This is a genomic window from Nonomuraea sp. NPDC001636, assembly GCF_040298265.1.
Classification (GTDB): Bacteria; Actinomycetota; Actinomycetes; order Streptosporangiales; family Streptosporangiaceae; genus Nonomuraea.
In genome coordinates, this window is the sequence record NZ_JBEOZT010000003.1 from 529,482 (window position 1) to 546,496 (window position 17,015).

The 17,015-nt window shown below is 70.4% G+C and carries 15 protein-coding genes; 6 read left to right on the forward strand and 9 right to left on the reverse strand.

Annotated elements, in window-relative coordinates:
* The 6 genes from ABT158_RS09545 to ABT158_RS09570 form a co-directional block, all read right to left on the reverse strand.
* Entirely contained in the window at positions 1–1,047 is a 1,047-nt protein-coding gene (locus tag ABT158_RS09545) for an ABC transporter substrate-binding protein (RefSeq protein ID WP_352352307.1), read from the reverse strand.
* Complete coding sequence (locus ABT158_RS09550) at positions 1,044–2,051, reverse strand: ABC transporter permease (protein WP_352352308.1); 1,008 nt, start codon at positions 2,049–2,051, stop codon at positions 1,044–1,046. Before ABT158_RS09550 ends, ABT158_RS09545 begins: the two co-directional genes overlap by 4 nt.
* On the reverse strand, positions 2,051–3,535 hold the full coding sequence (locus ABT158_RS09555; protein ID WP_352352309.1) for a sugar ABC transporter ATP-binding protein: 1,485 nt from the start codon (positions 3,533–3,535) through the stop codon (positions 2,051–2,053). Before ABT158_RS09555 ends, ABT158_RS09550 begins: the two co-directional genes overlap by 1 nt.
* A gap of 12 nt (positions 3,536–3,547) precedes the next feature.
* Positions 3,548–4,705 carry an ROK family transcriptional regulator gene (locus tag ABT158_RS09560; protein ID WP_352352310.1) on the reverse strand — a complete coding sequence of 386 codons (1,158 nt, stop codon included), beginning with the start codon at positions 4,703–4,705 and terminating at the stop codon, positions 3,548–3,550.
* Between the two features lie 178 nt (positions 4,706–4,883).
* Positions 4,884–5,756 carry an SDR family oxidoreductase gene (locus ABT158_RS09565; protein ID WP_352352311.1) on the reverse strand — a complete coding sequence of 291 codons (873 nt, stop codon included), beginning with the start codon at positions 5,754–5,756 and terminating at the stop codon, positions 4,884–4,886.
* A 55-nt stretch (positions 5,757–5,811) separates the two neighbouring features.
* Positions 5,812–6,870 (reverse strand): MBL fold metallo-hydrolase, encoded by a 1,059-nt coding sequence (locus ABT158_RS09570; RefSeq protein ID WP_352352312.1) that lies wholly within the window; start codon positions 6,868–6,870, stop codon positions 5,812–5,814.
* Positions 6,871–6,916: 46 nt separating this feature from the next.
* On the opposite strand from ABT158_RS09570, the gene ABT158_RS09575 reads away from it, so the two are divergent.
* Positions 6,917–7,762, forward strand: coding sequence for a glutathione S-transferase family protein (locus ABT158_RS09575; RefSeq protein ID WP_352352313.1), 846 nt, complete (start codon positions 6,917–6,919; stop codon positions 7,760–7,762).
* Here ABT158_RS09575 and ABT158_RS09580 read toward each other — a convergent pair.
* Together ABT158_RS09580 and ABT158_RS09585 are read right to left on the reverse strand one after the other, a co-directional pair.
* The gene (locus tag ABT158_RS09580; protein ID WP_352352314.1) at positions 7,710–8,999 is read right to left on the reverse strand and encodes an MFS transporter; all 1,290 of its coding nucleotides are present in this window, start codon (positions 8,997–8,999) and stop codon (positions 7,710–7,712) included. The two genes, ABT158_RS09575 and ABT158_RS09580, sit on opposite strands and share 53 nt — an antisense overlap.
* The gene (locus ABT158_RS09585) at positions 8,996–9,574 is read right to left on the reverse strand and encodes a winged helix-turn-helix domain-containing protein (protein WP_352352315.1); all 579 of its coding nucleotides are present in this window, start codon (positions 9,572–9,574) and stop codon (positions 8,996–8,998) included. Before ABT158_RS09585 ends, ABT158_RS09580 begins: the two co-directional genes overlap by 4 nt.
* Positions 9,575–9,649: 75 nt before the next feature.
* Here ABT158_RS09585 and ABT158_RS09590 point away from each other — a divergent pair, with 75 nt between their 5' ends.
* The 5 genes from ABT158_RS09590 to ABT158_RS09610 all read left to right on the forward strand — a co-directional run bounded on the left by ABT158_RS09590 (position 9,650) and on the right by ABT158_RS09610 (position 16,036).
* On the forward strand, positions 9,650–10,294 hold the full coding sequence (locus ABT158_RS09590) for a B3/B4 domain-containing protein (RefSeq protein ID WP_352352316.1): 645 nt from the start codon (positions 9,650–9,652) through the stop codon (positions 10,292–10,294).
* A gap of 204 nt (positions 10,295–10,498) precedes the next feature.
* Positions 10,499–14,137 carry a multifunctional oxoglutarate decarboxylase/oxoglutarate dehydrogenase thiamine pyrophosphate-binding subunit/dihydrolipoyllysine-residue succinyltransferase subunit gene (locus ABT158_RS09595; protein ID WP_352352317.1) on the forward strand — a complete coding sequence of 1,213 codons (3,639 nt, stop codon included), beginning with the start codon at positions 10,499–10,501 and terminating at the stop codon, positions 14,135–14,137.
* 91 nt (positions 14,138–14,228) lie between these two features.
* Positions 14,229–14,408, forward strand: a complete 180-nt coding sequence (locus ABT158_RS09600) for a DUF6104 family protein (RefSeq protein WP_352323532.1) — start codon at positions 14,229–14,231, stop codon at positions 14,406–14,408.
* Between the two features lie 99 nt (positions 14,409–14,507).
* Entirely contained in the window at positions 14,508–15,311 is an 804-nt protein-coding gene (locus tag ABT158_RS09605; protein WP_352352318.1) for a DUF4097 family beta strand repeat-containing protein, read from the forward strand.
* Positions 15,308–16,036, forward strand: coding sequence for a PadR family transcriptional regulator (locus tag ABT158_RS09610; RefSeq protein WP_352352319.1), 729 nt, complete (start codon positions 15,308–15,310; stop codon positions 16,034–16,036). Before ABT158_RS09605 ends, ABT158_RS09610 begins: the two co-directional genes overlap by 4 nt.
* A gap of 61 nt (positions 16,037–16,097) precedes the next feature.
* Here the strand turns inward: ABT158_RS09610 and ABT158_RS09615 are convergent, their stop codons facing one another.
* Complete coding sequence (locus ABT158_RS09615; protein ID WP_352352320.1) at positions 16,098–16,955, reverse strand: oxygenase MpaB family protein; 858 nt, start codon at positions 16,953–16,955, stop codon at positions 16,098–16,100.
* Positions 16,956–17,015 lie beyond the last annotated feature (60 nt).

Here is a 17,015-nt window from a genome sequence, read left to right on the forward strand (position 1 = left end):
TCAGGATTCGAATCCGAGCGCCAGATACTTGTCGACGTTCTCCTTGGTGATCGTCTCCGACGCGAGGGTGATCGACTGGGGAACCTGATTCTCCACGAGGTCACTCATGCCCTTGCCCTGCGCGATCAACCTGGCGAGCCGGACGGCCGAGGAGGCCATCGTCGGGCTGTAGGTGACGGTGGCCTTGAGCACCGACGTGCCGGCCTGGATCTCCTTCATCGCGTTCAGCGAGCCGGCGCCGCCGACCATGATGAACTCGTCGCGGTTGGCCTCCTTGATGGCGGCCAGCACGCCGACACCCTGGTCGTCGTCGTGGTTCCACAGGGCGTCGATCTTCTTGTGCGCCTGCAGCAGCGAGGTCGCCACCTGGTTGCCGGTCTCGACGGTGAACTTGGCGTCCTGCTTGGCCGTCACGCTGAACCCGTACGTCTTCAGCGCGTCGGCGAAGCCCTTGCTGCGGTCCTGGGTCAGCGGCAGCGTGGCGATGCCCTGGATCTCGACGATCACCGGGTTCGCGACGCCCTTGTCCTTGAGCTGCTTGCCGATGTAGTGCCCGGCCGCGACGCCCATACCGTAGTTGTCGCCGCCGATCCACGTCCGGTAGGCCAGCTTGTCGGGGAACACCCGGTCGAGGTTGATGACCGGGATGCCCGCCTGCGTCGCCTGCAGCGCGACCTGGTTCAGCTGCTGGCCGTCGTTCGGCAGGATGACCAGGGCGTTCACCTTGGCCGCGATCAGCGACTCGACGGCGGAGATCTGCTGGTTGATGTCGTTGGTCGGCTCGACGGCCTTGAAGTCGACGTCGCTGTACTGCTTGGCCGCGCTCTCGGCGTTCTTGGCGATGGCCGCGATCCAGCCGTGGTCGGCGGCCGGCGCGGAGAAGCCGATCGTCACCTTCTGGCCGGGTTCGTCGTTGCCGCTCGCGGCGGGGGCGGGCGCGGGCGCCGCCGACGAGGGAGCGGCCGCCGGCTCGTTGCTGGTGCAACCCGCCGCTAACAGCACAGCCCCGCCGACGAGGAATCCCCTGCGCGCGACGTTCTCACTCATGTTGCTCTCGCTTTCAGGTTCCGCCGCTGGAGAAGGACGGCGACGACGATGATCAGGCCCTTGGCGATCAGCTGGTCGCTGGTGTTGAGCCCGTTGAGGATGAACAGGTTCGTGATGAGGGTGAAGATCAGCAGGCCCAGGATCGAGCCGATGATCGTGCCCCGGCCGCCGGTGAGCAGGGTGCCGCCGATGATGACGGCGGCGATGGCGTCGAGCTCGTACAGGTCGCCGTGGGTGGACGAGCCTGTCGTCGTGCGGGCCATGATGAGGATCGCGGCGACGCCGCAGCAGAAGCCGGACAGGGCGTACAGGAGCATCGTGTGCCTGCGTACGTCGATGCCGGCCAGCCTGGCCGCCTCGGGGTTGCCTCCGACCGCGTACGTGCGGCGGCCGAACGTGGTGCGGTTGAGTACGATCCACCCCAGCACCACGACCAGGGCGAACACGTAGACCAGCAGCGGGATGCCGAGCAGCCGCGTGGTGGACAGCTGCACGATGCCCTCGACCTGGATGAGCTGCGTCTTCCTGTCGGACATGCGCTGGGCCAGGCCGCGGGCGGCCACCAGCATGGCCAGGGTGGCGATGAACGGCACCATCCGCCCGTAGGCGATCAGCAGCCCGTTGACCAGCCCTGCCCCGGTGCCGACGAGGATCGCGCAGACGGCCATCACCACCGGCCCGTACGACTGGGTGGCCAGCGTGGTGGCCCAGACCGAGGCGAGGGCCATGACGGCGCCGACGGACAGGTCGATGCCGCCGCCGATGATCACGAAGGTGGCCCCGACGGTGATCACGCCGATGGTGGCGGCCAGGGCCAGGATGCTGACCAGGTTGGAGGTGGTGGCGAAGTTGTCGAAGCGGGTGACCAGGCCGACGACCACGAGCAGCGCCAGCGCGCCCAGCAGGCCGAGGTGGCGGATCTCGGCGACCCCGTTCAACAGGGACGGTCTCGGCCGGGCGACCCCGGCGGCGGGTCGTTCGGGCGCCTCTATGGGCTCGCTCATCACGCGGCCCTCCCATCCATGATCATGTCCAGTACGCGGTGCTCGTCCAGGCCGGCCGCCTCGCCCTCGTGGATGACGGCGCCCTCGCGCAGCACGAGCACCCGGTCGGCGAGCCCCAGCACCTCGGGGACCTCGCTGGAGACCAGCAGCACGCCGATGCCCTGGTCGGCCAGGTCGCGGATGACGGCGTACAGCTCGGCGCGGGCGCCGACGTCGACGCCGCGGGTGGGCTCGTCGAGCAGCAGCAGTCTGCGTCCGCCGAGCAGCCAGCGGGCGAGCACGGCCTTTTGCTGGTTGCCGCCCGACAGGGTCCTGATCGGGCGTTCTGGGTCGGGCGGGCGGATGTCGAGGAGCTGGGCCAGGCGGGCGGCCTCGGCCCGCTCGCGTCCGCGGTCGATCCAGCCGAACCTGGCGAACTGCGGCAGGGTGCCGAGCGTGATGTTCGCGGTGACGCTCTGGTCGAGCAGCAGGGCCTGGGCCTTGCGTTCCTCGGGGGCCAGGCCCATGCCCTGCCGGACGGCGCCGGTCACGCGGCGGCCGGCCGGGCGGCCGGCGAGGGTGACGCGGCCGGCGGCGGGCCGGGCTCCGTAGACGGCCTCCAGGATCTCGGAGCGTCCGCTGCCGACGAGCCCGGCCAGTCCGACGATCTCCCCGGCGCGTACGGAGAAGGAGACGTCGGCGAAGACGCCGGGCGCGGTCAGGTTCTCCACGCGCAGCACCTCCTCGCCGGGCGGCCGGGTGGGGCGGGGCGGGAAGACGTACTCGACGTTGCGGCCGGTCATGAGGGAGACGATGCGGGCGGTGGGCGTGTCGCGGGCGGGCAGGCCGACGGCGACGGTGCGCCCGTCCTTGAGCACGGTGACGCGGTCGCCGATCTCGCGGATCTCCTCCAGCCGATGGGAGATGTAGACGACGGCCACGCCCTGGGCGGTGAGCTCGCGGATGATGCGGAACAGGTTGGCGACCTCGTCGTGGGCCAGGGCGGCCGACGGCTCGTCCATGATGATCAGGCGGGCGTCGTGGGAGAGGGCGCGGGCCATCGAGACGACCTGTTTGGCGGCCGGGGAGAGCCGTCCGACCTCGGTGGAGGGGCGGATCTCGCCGTGGCCGAGGCGTTCCAGCACCTCGCGGGCGGCCCGGCGGCCGGCCTGGCGGTTGACGAACCCGAAGCGGGCGTGCTCGTGGCCGAGGAAGATGTTCTCGGCGACGCTGAGGCCGTCGACCAGGTCGAGTTCCTGGTAGATGGTGGCGAAGCCGAGCCGGATGGCGTCGATGGGGCTGGTGGGCCGGACGGGTGCGTCGTTGAAGACGATGGTGCCCTCGTCGGGCTGGTGGACGCCGGCCAGCACCTTGATCAGGGTGGATTTGCCGGCGCCGTTCTGGCCGAGCAGGCAGTGGACCTCGCCCGCCCGTACGTCGAGGTCGACCCCGTCGAGCGCGCGCACGCCGGGGAACTGCTTGACGATGCCCTTCATGACCAGCATCGGGGGTCCCCTTCAGGCGTTGACGATGCGGTTGATGTTGTCCGGTGCCAGGTAGTGCTCGATGGCGAGCAGGCCCGCGCCGAGAGCGGCGGCGTTGATCCCGGTGCGGCTCGGGGTGATGGACAGGTGGTGGGTGGCCAGCGGCAGCGACCGGCGGTAGATGGTCTCCCTGACGCCGGCCAGGAGGTGCTCGTGGACGCGGGACAGCGCGCCGCCGATGACGATGACCTCGGGGTTGAAGAAGTTGACCAGGCCGGCCAGCACCTCGCCGATGAGCCGGCCGGCCTCCCTGACCAGCCGCAGCGCCTGGGTGTTGCCCGCCTGGACGAGCGCGACGACGTCGGCGCCGGTCTCGGCGGCCAGCCCGAGCTCGGCGAGCCGGCGGGCGATGGCGGCGCCGCCGGCCACGGCCTCCAGGCAGGCGCTGTTGCCGCAGCGGCAGCCGGCGTCGTCGTGGCCGCTGACGCGGATGTGCCCGATGTCGCCGGCCGAGCCCTGGGCTCCTCTGTGGAGCTTGCCGTCGGCCACGATGCCGCAGCCGATGCCGGTGCCGACCTTGACGAACAGCAGGTGGCTGGTGCCGGCGAAGGCGTTGCGGTGCTCGCCGAGCGCCATGACGTTGACGTCGTTGTCGACCAGCACCTGGATGCCGTCGAAGTATTCGGGGACGGGGTAGTCGTTCCAGCCGGGCATGATCGGCGGGTTGTTGGGGCGGCCGGTGGCGAACTCCACCGGGCCGGGCACGCCGATGCCGATGGCGCGCAGGGCGGCGCGGGGTCGTCCGGCCTCGCCGAGCAGCCGGTCGAGCCGCTGGTCGACGTGGGCGAGCACTTTGTCGGGGCCCTCGCCGATCTCCAGCGGGTCTTCGCACTCGGCCAGCAGGCCGCCGGTCAGGTCCATGAGCGCGACCCGGCAGTGGGTGGCGCCGAGGTCGACGCCGGCGAAGGCGTGCTCCTCGGTGTGCAGGCGGAGCTGGCGCGGGGGACGGCCGCCGGTGGACTCGCCGCTCTCGGTCTCCTCGACGAGGCCGCGCTCGATGAGCGCGTCGACCCGCTGGGAGATCGTGGATCTGGCCAGTCCGGTGAGGCGCGCGAGATCGGAACGGGTGGTCGCCGATCCGGCGCTGATGAGCGTCAGGACGTCGGCAGCCGAGCCCGGCTGGGGGGTCATGCGGGAACAATAAGATCACTCATGCGGCAAATCAAGAGTCTGATTCGACCGAACCTCGCGGACTTATGCCGAAGATCGAACAAAGCCTGGCATGAGACGTTCGCCGGAACCCTCCCGAACGCACGGAAGCCGGCCACCGCCCCGGCGGGCGATGACCGGCTTCCGGCAGGCTCCGGCGCTAGAGCATGGCCTTCATCGAGTCGCCGGCCGTCAGCACGTACGGCTGCTCGGCCATCACCGAGCCCCAGTTGTCGGCGATCGCCTCGGGGGTGAGGTCGTCGGCCTTCCAGCCGGGCCCCTCGGCCACGAACACGCGGGCCACCCGCCCGCCGCCGACGGTGAACACCTCCCCGCTCGACTCGCACGAGTCGTGCACGAGGTAGGCGACCAGCGCGCTCACCCGCTCGGGCGTGAACTTGGCCTCGAACTCGGCCGGCAGCAGCGCCTCGGTCATCCTGGTCCAGGCGATGGGGGCGATGGCGTTGGCCTTGATGCCGTTGCGCGCGCCCTCGATGGCCAGCGTCTTGGTCAGCCCGACCAGGCCCATCTTGGCCGTGGAGTAGTTGGCCTGGCCGAAGTTGCCGAACAGGCCGGCCGGGCTGGAGGTGTTGACGATGCGGCCGTAACCGGCCTCCTTCATCAGCGGGTAGGCGGCCTGGCTGACCAGGTACGACCCGCGTACGTGCACGGCCAGCACGCCGTCGAAGTCCTCGACGGTCATCTTCCCGAACGACTTGTCCCGCAGGATGCCCGCGTTGTTGACGACGATGTCGACCCGGCCGAACGCGTCGACGGCCGTCTGCACGAGCGCCCTCGCGCCCTCGGGGGTGGCGACGTTGTCGGCGTTGGCGACGGCCTGGCCGCCGTTCTTGGTGATGAGCTCGACCACCTCGGCGGCGGGGCCGGTGGAGGCGCCGGTGCCGTCGAGCGCGCCGCCGAGGTCGTTGACCACGACCTTGGCGCCCCGCTCGGCGAGCAGGAGCGCGTGCGCCCTGCCGAGGCCGTGCCCGGCGCCCGTGATGATCGCGACCCTGTCATCGAACCGAAGCATCGAACCTCCAGAGCAAGAGAACAACATTCTGGTAGGAGTACGATAACCGACCGGCTCAGGCGCGTCTCCAGAGCTCGGGCTCGCCCTCCTCCCGGCGTACCCTGCCCCGTCCGGCCAGCCATACCAGGTGGGCCAGCGTCTCGTTGTTGGCCGCCCGGCGCATGAACGGCGGGATCGTCTCCCAGGGGCGCGACCAGCTCAGCCGGGTGGCCACGTCCCAGCAGGTCACGCCGTCGTCCTCGCCGACGACCCGTTCGATCTCGGCCAGCCGCTCGTCGTGGTGCGCCAGCACGTGGTCGACGCGTCCGGCCAGCTCCAGGAAGCGGTACTCGTGGCCGGGCAGCACCTCGTCCACCTCCAGCTCGCGGACGGCGGCCAGCGAGCCGAGGTAGTCGGCCAGCGGGTCGGGGCCCGACTGGGGGTGCACGGCCACGATCGGGGTGATCTTCGCCAGCACGTGGTCACCGGAGAGCAGCAGCCTGCGCTCCGGCGAGACGAAGCACAGGTGGCCGGGCGTGTGGCCGGGGGTCCAGACGGCCCGCAGGTCCCAGCCGGGCAGGCCGAGCTCCTCGCCGTCCTCGATCAGCCGGTCGGGACGGGCCATCGTGACCATGTGCCTGATCATCATGGAGGCCCCGGCCAGCTCGTCCAGGCTCAGGTCGGGCACGCCGGAGCGCCGGAGCAGGGCCCGCTCCCGCTGGACGAGCGAGTCGATGGCGTCGTCGTCGTACCGCTCGCGCACGAGGTTCGCGTCGGCCGGGTGCAGCCCGATCCAGGCGCCCGACGCCTCGCGGACGCGTCCGGCCAGGCCGTAGTGGTCGGGGTGCAGGTGGGTGACCAGGACGGCCCTGACGTCGGCGATCCCGTAGCCGGCCACGGCCAGCCCGGCGGCGAGGGCGTCGTAGGCCTCGTCGGTGTTCCATCCGGCGTCCACGATGGCCACGCCGTCGGGCAGTTCGAGGGCGTAGACCAGCACGTACCGCAGCGGGTTGACCGGGATGGGCACCGGGATCGACCACAGCCCCGGCCGGACCCGCTCGACCCCGGGAACCGCCCCGCTCATCCATGCCTCACGCTGCGCCACGCTGGAAGGAGTCACCACGAACTTTGCCATGGCCCCGAATATAGTTCTGGTCCCGAATCATGTTCTACTAGGGGTCATGAAGCTGAGCCGCGAGATCTCGGACGATGGCCGCTTCGTCCGGCAGCCGAACCGCTTCACCGAACGGCTCGGGCCGCCCGAGCCCGGCCGCTACCGGCTCTACGCCTCCTACGCCTGCCCGTGGGCACAGCGCGTGCTGATCGTCCGCGCCCTGCTCCGCCTGGAGGACCTGCTGGACGTCACGATCGTCGACCCCATCCGCGACGAGAAGGGCTGGCGGATCCCCGACGGCGACCCGCCGTACCTGTCGGAGCTCTACCACGCGACCGAACCGGGCTACACGGGCCGCTACACCGTGCCGTGCATCTGGGACATCCAGGAAGAACGCCTGGTCACCAACGACTTCCCGCAGATCACCCTCGATCTGGAGACGTCGTGGGGCAGCGCGCCCGACCTGTACCCCGAACGCCTGCGCCCGGACATCGACATCATGAACGACCGCCTCTACCACGGCCTCAACAACGCGGTCTACGAGGCCGGCTTCGCCCGCGGGCAGCAGGCGTACGAGGAGGCGGTCGCCCGCGTGTTCACCACGCTCGACCTGCTGGAGGTGCGCCTGGCCGAGTCGGAGTTCCTCTTCGGCACGCTCACCGACAGCGACGTGCGGCTGTTCACCACGCTGGTCAGGTTCGACACGGTCTACCACGGACACTTCAAGTGCTCGATCAGGCGGCTGACCGACTATCCGGCGTTGTGGGCGTACACCCGCAGGCTCTACGCGATCCCCGCCTTCCGCGACACCACGGACTTCGACCACATCAGACGCCACTACTACATGACCCAGACGAACATCAACCCGAGCAGGATCGTTCCGGTAGGGCCGGAACTCGACTGGAGCCTGTGACCCCCGGCCTCGGCATCGCCACGAACAGCAGCGCCGAGGCCAGCACCACCCCCGAGGCCACCCACCAGGCGGCCGACGCGCCCGCCTGCGCGGCCAGGACGCCGAGCGTGGAGTTGGCCAGCACCCCGCCCGCCTGGAGCGAGAGCGAGGACGTCGAGGTGACCGTGGTGCGCTCGGCGGCGGAGACCGCGTTGTGCTGCATCTCCAGGCAGAGCAGCCCGGTCACCGACAGCCCGGCGAACATGACGAGGTAGGCCAGCCCGGCCGTCACCAGGCCGGGCACGCCGTCCAGCCCGGCGGTGGCGGCCAGCGAGCCGACCGACAGCGCGCAGAGCACCGCGCCCACCATGGCCCCCCTGGCCGAGCTCCCGGCCAGGCGCGCCGCGCGGGGCGCGATCGCGCTGCCCGTGGCGCTGGCGGCGTATCCCAGGGCCGCCACGACGGCGTAGGCCAGGCTGCCGCGCTCGGACGTGCCGGCCAGCTCGGCCAGGCGGCCGGGGGTCAGCAGCTCGATCGTCATCAGCAGCACGCCGGACGCGGCGGCGGCGAGCATCAGGCGGCGCAGCACCGCTCCCCCGGCGGCCAGCCGGATCCCGCCGACCACCGTCGAGGGCACCTCGCGCAGCACGCTCCCCAGCGACCGCCGCGCGTGGGCCGGCTCGGGCAGCGCGAACACCACCACGACCAGCAGGACGACGGCCGCGACGGCCCCCAGCAGCGGCGGCACGGCCAGTGGCGTGATCGTCCCGGGCGGCACCAGCAGCGGCACGGCGCCGCCGACCAGCACCCCGGCGCACATGGCCACCGACTCCAGCGCGCCGCCGCGTGCCAGGCCCGGCTTGAGGTCGGCGTCCCCGCCTTCGAGCTCGTGCAGGGTGTCGACGTACCAGGAGGTGGCCGGGCCGCTGGACAGCGCCCTGGCCACGCCCTTGATCACGCAGGTGACGAGGAACATCCCGAACGTCGTCGAGACGCTCATCAGCGCGAGCGCCGCCGCGGTGAACACCGCCGAGGCGGCCAGCACCATCCGCCGTCCGATGACGTCGGCCAGGCCGCCCGTGGGCAGCTCCAGGCTGACGGTGACGACCGAGAACACGGTCACCGCCAGGCCGATCTGGGTCAGGCTGAGCCCTCTCTCGGTCATCAGCAGCACCATGACGGCGGCCATCAGGCCCAGCGGCAGCCAGGTCAGGAAGCTGACGAGCATGTAGCGCCGTAACGCGGAACGAGCGGTCATCGGTCCTGCTCCTCTTCCTCGGTACGGGGACGGGGGAAGCCGCCTCTCCAGATGTGCACCTGCCGGGTGTCGGGATCTCCGGCGTGCCGTGCCGCGAGCTCGCGGAGCAGCTCGTCGACCCGCTCGTCGAACTCCCTGAGCCCGGCCGGCGGCAGCTCGACGAAGTCGTCGCTCATCCCCGCCGCCCGCACCCACTCGGGGGACCAGCGGCGCTCGTCGTAGTCCTGGGCGACGCGGGCGAGCGCCTCGACCTGGCGCATCCGCATGATCCGGACCGCCTCGCGGCCCTCCTCGGTGCCGGACAGCTGGCCGCTGTCCCACGAGGTGTAGCGGTGGCGGGCCCGCCAGCGGCGCTCGCGGCCGTCGCGCCGGTCGGAGTCCTCCTCGATGAATCCGTACTTGAACAGCTCGCGCAGGTGGTAGCTGGTCGAGCCGGAGCTCTCGCCGACCTTGCGGCCCAGCTCGCTGGCGGTGGCCGGGCCGTCGCTGCGCAGCAGCCCGAGCAGCCGCACCCGCAAGGGGTGGGCGACCACTTTGAGCACCTGCGGGTCACTGATCCTGTACTGCTCCTCCATGAGCACGACCCTAGACCGCAAAGGCTTTTTTGCAAAGTGATTTTTGCGAATTCGCCGGCCTTCTAAACTGGGCGGATGCTCGACGACATCCGCGTGGACGACGCCGTCCTCGCCCTGCGCCCCGACTTCGCCGTGCTGGTGATGCTGGCCCACGGCCTGCGGAACGGCCCCACCGACGACCGCACCCGCGCCTGGCTGGCCGAGGCGTCGGCGTGCGAGGTCCAGGCCGACAAGATCGACGCCTGGAAGGACGCCTACCGCGCCTTCGGCGCCAAGCCGCAGCGCACCAGGCCCTCGGTCGACGCCCTGACCCGGCGCATGCCGCTGCCGGAGATCAACCGGGTGGTCGACGCGTACAACACGATCAGCGTCAAACACGCGCTGCCCATCGGCGGCGAGGACCTCGACCGCTACCAGGGCCCGGCCCGGCTGGTGCGGGCGACCGGCGACGAGCACTCGGAGGAGGCGCTCGGGCAGCCCGAGCCCGGCGAGGTGATCTGGCGCGACGACGCCGGCGTGACCTGCCGCCGGTGGAACTGGCGTCAGGTGGCGCGCACCCGGCTCACCGAGGAGACGACCAACGCGATCTTCCTCCTCGAACGGCTGGAGCCCATGTCGATGGAGGAGCTTCAGCAGGCCGGCAAGGAGCTGGCGGCCCTGCTGGCGGAGCTGTCACCCGGGGTGCGGATCACCAGCAGAATCGTGCCCGGAGGGAAATAAACCTGCCGGCCATACGTTGATACCAAACAGTAACAATGGCGGCTCTCCCTGGATTGACTAGGCGGGCGTGACCTCTTCGGCGTGTCCTGAGAGGATCGTTCGAGGCGGCGCGTGCTCTTCGGCGCGCGCTGCCGGTCCGGGCGAGTAGCCTTGGACAGGTTCTCTAACATCAACGCCGATCTGCGGAAGAGGGCGATTTCCGCCGTGTCGTCTGAGTCGTCGCGGACAAACCCGCTGGCAAGCTTTGGTCAGAACGAGTGGCTTGTCGACGAGCTGTACCAGAAGTACCTTCAAGATCCAGAGTCTGTCGACAAGGCCTGGTGGAACTTCTTCGCTGACTACAACCCTGATTACGGACCGGGCCGGACCCCGGTCAGGGAGGCGGCGAACGGCACTGCGACCGCGCCCGCACCTCCCAAGGCGCCCCCGAAGGCGCCTCCGGCAGCCGAGAAGCCGAAGCAGCCGGCCACCCCGGTGCCCAAGGGCGCCGAGGAGGTGAAGCTGCGCGGCGCCGCCGCGCGCACGGCCGCCAACATGGACCTGTCCCTGACTGTCCCCACGGCGACCAGCGTCCGGGCCATCCCGGCCAAGCTGCTCATCGACAACCGCATCGTGATCAACAATCACCTCAAGCGGGGGCGTGGCGGCAAGATCTCCTTCACCCACCTGATCGGCTTCGCGATCGTCAAGGCGCTGAAGGCGATGCCGGAGATGAACTACTCCTACACGGAGGTCGACGGCAAGCCCACGCTGGTCAAGCCCGAGCACGTCGGGTTCGGCCTGGCGATCGACGTCCAGAAGAGCAACGGTGAGCGCCAGCTCCTCGTGCCCTCGATCAAGGGCGCCGAGGAGATGGACTTCCGGCAGTTCTGGGTGGCCTACGAAGAGGTCGTCCGCAAGGCCCGCGCGGGCAAGCTGGGCGTCGACGACTTCTCCGGCACCACGATCTCGCTGACCAACCCCGGCACGATCGGCACCGTCCACTCCGTTCCGCGCCTGATGCCCGGCCAGGGCACGATCATCGGCGTCGGCGCGATGGAGTACCCGGCCGAGTACCAGGGCGCCTCGCCGGACACGCTGTCGCGCCTGGCCGTCTCCAAGGTCATGACGCTGACCAGCACCTACGACCACCGGATCATCCAGGGCGCCCAGTCGGGCGACTTCCTGCGCCAGATCCACCGGCTGCTGCTCGGCGAGGACGGCTTCTACGACGAGATCTTCGAGGCGCTGCGCATCCCGTACGAGCCGGTGCGCTGGGTCCAGGACATCTCGGCCTCGCACGACGACGACGTGGCCAAGTCGGCCCGGGTCATCGAGCTGATCCACGCCTACCGCGTGCGCGGCCACCTGATGGCCGAGACCGACCCGCTGGAGTACAAGCAGCGCAAGCACCCCGACCTCGACATCCAGTCCCACGGGCTGACCCTGTGGGACCTCGAGCGCGAGTTCGCCACGGGCGGTTTCGGCGGCCGTCCGCTGATGAAGCTCCGCGAGATCCTGGGCGTGCTGCGCGACTCCTACTGCCGCACGGTCGGCATCGAGTACATGCACATCCAGAACCCCGAGGAGCGGGCCTGGATCCAGGCCCGGGTGGAGAAGCCGCACGCCTCGCCCGAGCGCGACGAGCAGCTCAACATCCTGTCCCGGCTCAACACCGCCGAGGCGTTCGAGACGTTCCTGCAGACGAAGTTCGTCGGCCAGAAGCGCTTCTCGCTGGAGGGCGGCGAGTCCCTGATCCCGCTGCTCGACTCGGTGATCAGCGACGCCGCCGACGAGGGCCTCGACGAGGTCGTCATCGGCATGGCCCACCGCGGCCGGCTCAACGTGCTGGCCAACATCGTGGGCAAGTCCTACGCGCAGATCTTCGGCGAGTTCGAGGGCAACATCGACCCGCGCACCGCCCACGGCTCCGGCGACGTCAAGTACCACCTGGGCGCGAGCGGCGAGTTCACCGCCCCGAGCGGCAAGACGATCACGGCGTCCGTGGTGGCCAACCCCTCCCACCTGGAGGCGGTCGACCCGGTGCTGGAGGGCGTCGTCCGCGCCAAGCAGGACCTCCTGGAGCGCGGCGAGGAGGGCTTCACCGTCCTTCCCGTCCTCGTCCACGGCGACGCGGCCTTCGCCGGCCAGGGCGTGGTGGCCGAGACGCTCAACCTGTCGCAGCTGCGCGGCTACCGCACCGGCGGCACCGTGCACGTGGTGGTCAACAACCAGGTGGGCTTCACCACCTCGCCGGCCTCCTCCCGCTCGTCGGTCTACGCGACCGACGTCGCGCGGATGATCCAGGCGCCGATCTTCCACGTCAACGGCGACGACCCCGAGGCCGTGGTGCGCGTGGGCCAGCTGGCCTACGAATACCGCCAGGCGTTCCGCAAGGACGTCGTCATCGACCTCATCTGCTACCGCCGCCGCGGCCACAACGAGGGCGACAACCCCGCCTTCACCCAGCCGCTGATGTACGACCTGATCGACGCCAAGCGCTCCACGCGCAAGCTCTACACCGAGGCGCTGATCGGCCGGGGCGACATCACGGTCGAGGAGGCCGAGTCGGCGCTGCGCGACTACCAGGCCAAGCTGGAGCAGGCGTTCACCGAGACGCGCGAGGCGGCCAAGAAGCCCAAGGAGGCGGCCGCCATGCGGGTGCCCCCGGCCGAGGTCGTCAAGTGGTCCCACGCCGACACGCCGACGGCGATCAGCGACGAGACGCTCAAGCGCATCGTCGACACCCAGCTCAACCTGCCCGAGGGCTTCACGCCGCACCCGCGCCTGGCGCCGGTGCTGCAGCGCCGCGGCCAGATGGTCGAGACCGACTCGATCGACTGGGCGATGGGCGAGACGCTGGCGTTCGGCTCGCTGCTGATCGACGGCCACCCGGTGCGCCTGGTCGGCCAGGACTCCCGGCGCGGCACGTTCACCCAGCGGCACGCGGTGCTGGTCGACCGGATGACCGGCGCCGACCACACGCCGCTGAAGCAGTTCAACGAGGGCACCACGAAGTTCTACGTCTACGACTCGCTGCTCAGCGAGTTCGCGGCGCTCGGCTTCGAGTACGGCTACAGCGTCGTGCGTCCCGATGCCCTGGTGGCCTGGGAGGCGCAGTTCGGCGACTTCGTCAACGGCGCCCAGACGATCATCGACGAGTTCATCTCGTCCGGTGAGCAGAAGTGGGGCCAGCGCTCCTCCGTCGTGCTGCTGCTGCCGCACGGCTACGAGGGCCAGGGCCCCGACCACTCCTCGGCCAGGATCGAACGGTTCCTGCAGGTCTGCGCGCTCGACAACATGACGGTCGCGCAGCCGTCCACGCCGGCCAACTACTTCCACCTGCTGCGCTGGCAGGTGGAGTCCAACCGGCACAAGCCGATGGTGGTCTTCACGCCCAAGTCGCTGCTGCGGCACAAGGCGGCCACGTCGAAGGCGTCCGACTTCACCACCGGCACCTTCCAGCCGGTCATCGGCGACACCACGGTCGATCCGGCCAAGGTCACCCGGGTCGTCCTGGTATCGGGCAAGCTCTACTACGACCTGGCCGCGCAGCGCGACAAGACGGGCCGCGACGACGTCGCGATCGTCCGGCTTGAGCGGCTCTACCCGTTCCCCACCGAGGAGCTCACCGCCGAGCTGGCCCGCTACGGGCAGCAGGCCGAGCTGGTGTGGGCCCAGGACGAGCCGGTGAACATGGGCCCGTGGCCCTACCTGACGCTGAAGCTGGCCGAAGACCCGCAGGCGCTCGGCGGCCGGTCGCTGCGCCGGGTCTCGCGGACCCCGAACAGCTCGCCCGCGACGGGTTCGCACAACTCGCACGACACCGAGCTGGAGGAGATCCTCCACCAGCTCTTCGGCTGAGCAGGCCGCCAGTGAGCCCCCGGCCGTCCGGCCGGGGGCTTCTGCGTTGACCGGCAGGGTGAGGCCCCTGCCTGCACGAAGGAGAGAACCCATGTACTTCACCGATCGAGGGATCGAGGAGCTGGTCGATCGGCGGGGCGAGGAAGAGGTCAGCGTGCTCTGGCTGGGCGAGCGGCTGCGCGAGTTCGTCGATCTCAACCCCGAGTTCGAGACCCCGATCGAGCGGCTGGCCACCTGGCTGGCCCGCCTCGACGACGAGGACGACGACTGACGGGATTCCGCCGCCAAGACGCGATACATCTTGAGTTTTCGAGTAACGCGACATATCGTGTTCTCGTAGGAGACGTACTCGTCAAGGAGGCATACGTTCATGGAGAAGTGGACGCTGGACGCTCCCGAGCAGCTCACGTTCGGGCCGGTTGAGTCACTTGACGTGCGGATCGTCGCCGGCAGGCTGGCCGTCCTGGCCAGCGAGGGCCCGCCCACGCTGGAGCTGACGGAGATCGAGTCGGCCGCGCCGCTGCTGGTCAGCTACGACCCGCTGACCAAGGAGCTGGTCGTCACCTACGAGGGCCTGACCCTGGACGGGCTGCTCGGCTGGCTGCGACGCGACAAGCGCAGGACCAACCTCACGCTCACCGTGCCCAAGGGCTGCCGGGTGAACACGGAGGTGGTCTCGGCGTCCACGGTGCTGGCCGGGTTCGAGCGGTCCACCCGGGTCAAGAGCGTGTCCTCCGAGGTCGTCCTCGACGGCGTGAGCGGCGAGGTGAGCGCCACCACGGTCTCCGGCTCGATCGAGAGCCGGGCCATGGAGGGCGACCTGGCGCTGAAGACCGTCTCGGGCGAGCTGACCCTCGCCGACGGCAGCCCGCGCCGGCTCAAGGCCAGCACGGTGTCCGGCCGCATCACCGCCGACCTGACGCTCCGGCCCACGAGTCATGTGACGCTCAACAGCGTCTCGGGTGCCATCCTGGTGCGGGTGCCGGAGAACGTCGAGTCCGACGTCAGCATGAGGTCCACCTCCGGCAGGCTGAGCTCGACGTTCGACGGACTGTCGGCGAACAACAGCCCCGGCTCCAAGTCGCTGTCCGGACGGCTGGGAGGCGGCATGGCCTCACTGTCGGCGTACACCGTCTCGGGCGAGGTCGCGCTGCTCAAGGGAGAGAAGGAATGAGCCCTGTCTTCGGTCACGGCCGGCTCCGGCTGTACCTGCTCAAGCTGCTGGAGGAGAGCCCGCGGCACGGGTACGAGGTCATCCGGCTGCTCCAGGACCGCTTCCTCGGCGTCTACTCGCCCTCGCCCGGCACGATCTACCCGCGGCTGGCCCGCCTGGAGGAGGAGGGCCTGGTCACGCACGAGGTGATCGAGGGCAAGAAGGTGTTCTCCATCACCGACAAGGGCCGCGAGGAGCTCAACGCCCGGCTCGACGAGCTCGACGACCTGGAGCAGGAGATCTCCGCCTCCGTGCGCGACATCGCCCGCGAGGTCAAGGAGGACGTCCGCGACACGGTGAAGTCGCTGCGCGACGAGCTGACCCGGATGGCCAAGGACGTGCGCACCGGCGCCCGCGACGACGCCAAGGCGCGGGCCGAGGAGCTCAAGCGGCTCAAGGAGCAGCAGAAGCGGCAGTGGATGGCGCACGCCAACCAGTGGCAGGTGGAGAGCGACCGGCTGGCCGGCGAGTGGCGCCGGATCTGGTCGGACATCTGGACCACGCTCGGCGGCGACACCGTGCGCCGGACCGAGCTCGACAGCGAGCTGGGCGAGCTGCTGGCCGACTTCGTGGCCCAGGCCCGCACGGAGGCCGCCGACGCCGCCCTGACCACGCAGAAGCTGCACGAGCTGCACACCGTGCTCGACGAGGCGTCCGCCCGCATCCGCGACATCCTCCAGCGCTGAGCCGTCGCTGAACCGTCCCGGGCCGTCGCTGGGCCGTCGCTGGGCCGTCGCTGGGCCGTCGTCAGGCTGAGCGCAAGGAGCGTTGCGGGCGTCCGTGGCCGCGGGCCGCTCTGCGGGCGTGGTAGGCGACCGGCATGTAGCGCAGGCGCTCGGGCAGGCGTGCGGTCAGCATCGCCACGGCGTGCCCCAGGTGCCGCAGCCGCCGCTCGTCCCGGGCCGTCCAGCGCAGGCCGAGCTTCCTGCGCGCGGCCGGCGGCAGGGTCCCGACGGTGACGAAATGGTTGAACTCCCCCGATCCCAGCCCCACCGGCGTCCACAGCCGGCGCAGCGGCCTCGGCAGGCCGGGCGGGGCGGGCGTGCCGCGCATGACGGCGAGCACCTCCAGCGCGGTCGGGTGCGGCTCCAGCCGTTCGGCGATCATCGTGTCGAAGTAGCGCCAGAACGCCTCCAGGTCCGCCGGCATCTCCCGCTCCGGCACCCGCAGGATCGCGCCGAGCTGCCGCGACTCGGCGTACATGCGGCGCTGCTGCTCCTCGGTGTACGGGGTGCCGAAGTAGCGGTTGAGCGTGACGAAACGCTCGAACAGTGACAGGTGCACCCAGGCCCACGCCTCGCCGTTCAGGGCGTGGTAGGCGCGGCCGTGCTCGTCCACGCCGCTGATGGAGCGGTGCAGCTCGCGCAGCCGCCGCCCCTCGGCCAGGCCGCCCTCACCGCCGTAGACCCACTTCTGGACGGAGGCGAGCGTGCGGTTGAGCCGCCCCCACGGGTCGTCCTTGTACGTCGAGTGCTCGGCCACGGCCGCGCCGACCGCCGGATGCATGGTCTGGAGGACCAGCGCGCTGCCGGCCACGAGCAGGTTGCGGTATTCGCCCGCGGTGTCCCAGTGCATCGAACCCGGGCCGAACGGCTCAACGTTCATGGCGAACGCCTCCAGGGTGATACGACGTCATTCTTCCTGTATCACCCGGAAGGCGGACAA

Bases quoted from the DNA above. Each gene is read 5' to 3' on its own strand.
- ABT158_RS09550 (WP_352352308.1), bottom strand. From the start codon at position 2,051: ATGAGCGAGCCCATAGAGGCGCCCGAACGACCCGCCGCCGGGGTCGCC.
- ABT158_RS09565 (WP_352352311.1), bottom strand. From the start codon at position 5,756: ATGCTTCGGTTCGATGACAGGGTCGCGATCATCACGGGCGCCGGGCAC.
- ABT158_RS09560 (WP_352352310.1), bottom strand. From the start codon at position 4,705: ATGACCCCCCAGCCGGGCTCGGCTGCCGACGTCCTGACGCTCATCAGC.
- ABT158_RS09590 (WP_352352316.1), top strand. From the start codon at position 9,650: ATGCTCGACGACATCCGCGTGGACGACGCCGTCCTCGCCCTGCGCCCC.
- ABT158_RS09575 (WP_352352313.1), top strand. From the start codon at position 6,917: ATGAAGCTGAGCCGCGAGATCTCGGACGATGGCCGCTTCGTCCGGCAG.
- ABT158_RS09545 (WP_352352307.1), bottom strand. From the start codon at position 1,047: ATGAGTGAGAACGTCGCGCGCAGGGGATTCCTCGTCGGCGGGGCTGTG.
- ABT158_RS09610 (WP_352352319.1), top strand. From the start codon at position 15,308: ATGAGCCCTGTCTTCGGTCACGGCCGGCTCCGGCTGTACCTGCTCAAG.
- ABT158_RS09580 (WP_352352314.1), bottom strand. From the start codon at position 8,999: ATGACCGCTCGTTCCGCGTTACGGCGCTACATGCTCGTCAGCTTCCTG.
- ABT158_RS09600 (WP_352323532.1), top strand. From the start codon at position 14,229: ATGTACTTCACCGATCGAGGGATCGAGGAGCTGGTCGATCGGCGGGGC.
- ABT158_RS09555 (WP_352352309.1), bottom strand. From the start codon at position 3,535: ATGCTGGTCATGAAGGGCATCGTCAAGCAGTTCCCCGGCGTGCGCGCG.
- ABT158_RS09605 (WP_352352318.1), top strand. From the start codon at position 14,508: ATGGAGAAGTGGACGCTGGACGCTCCCGAGCAGCTCACGTTCGGGCCG.
- ABT158_RS09570 (WP_352352312.1), bottom strand. From the start codon at position 6,870: ATGGCAAAGTTCGTGGTGACTCCTTCCAGCGTGGCGCAGCGTGAGGCA.
- ABT158_RS09585 (WP_352352315.1), bottom strand. From the start codon at position 9,574: ATGGAGGAGCAGTACAGGATCAGTGACCCGCAGGTGCTCAAAGTGGTC.
- ABT158_RS09615 (WP_352352320.1), bottom strand. From the start codon at position 16,955: ATGAACGTTGAGCCGTTCGGCCCGGGTTCGATGCACTGGGACACCGCG.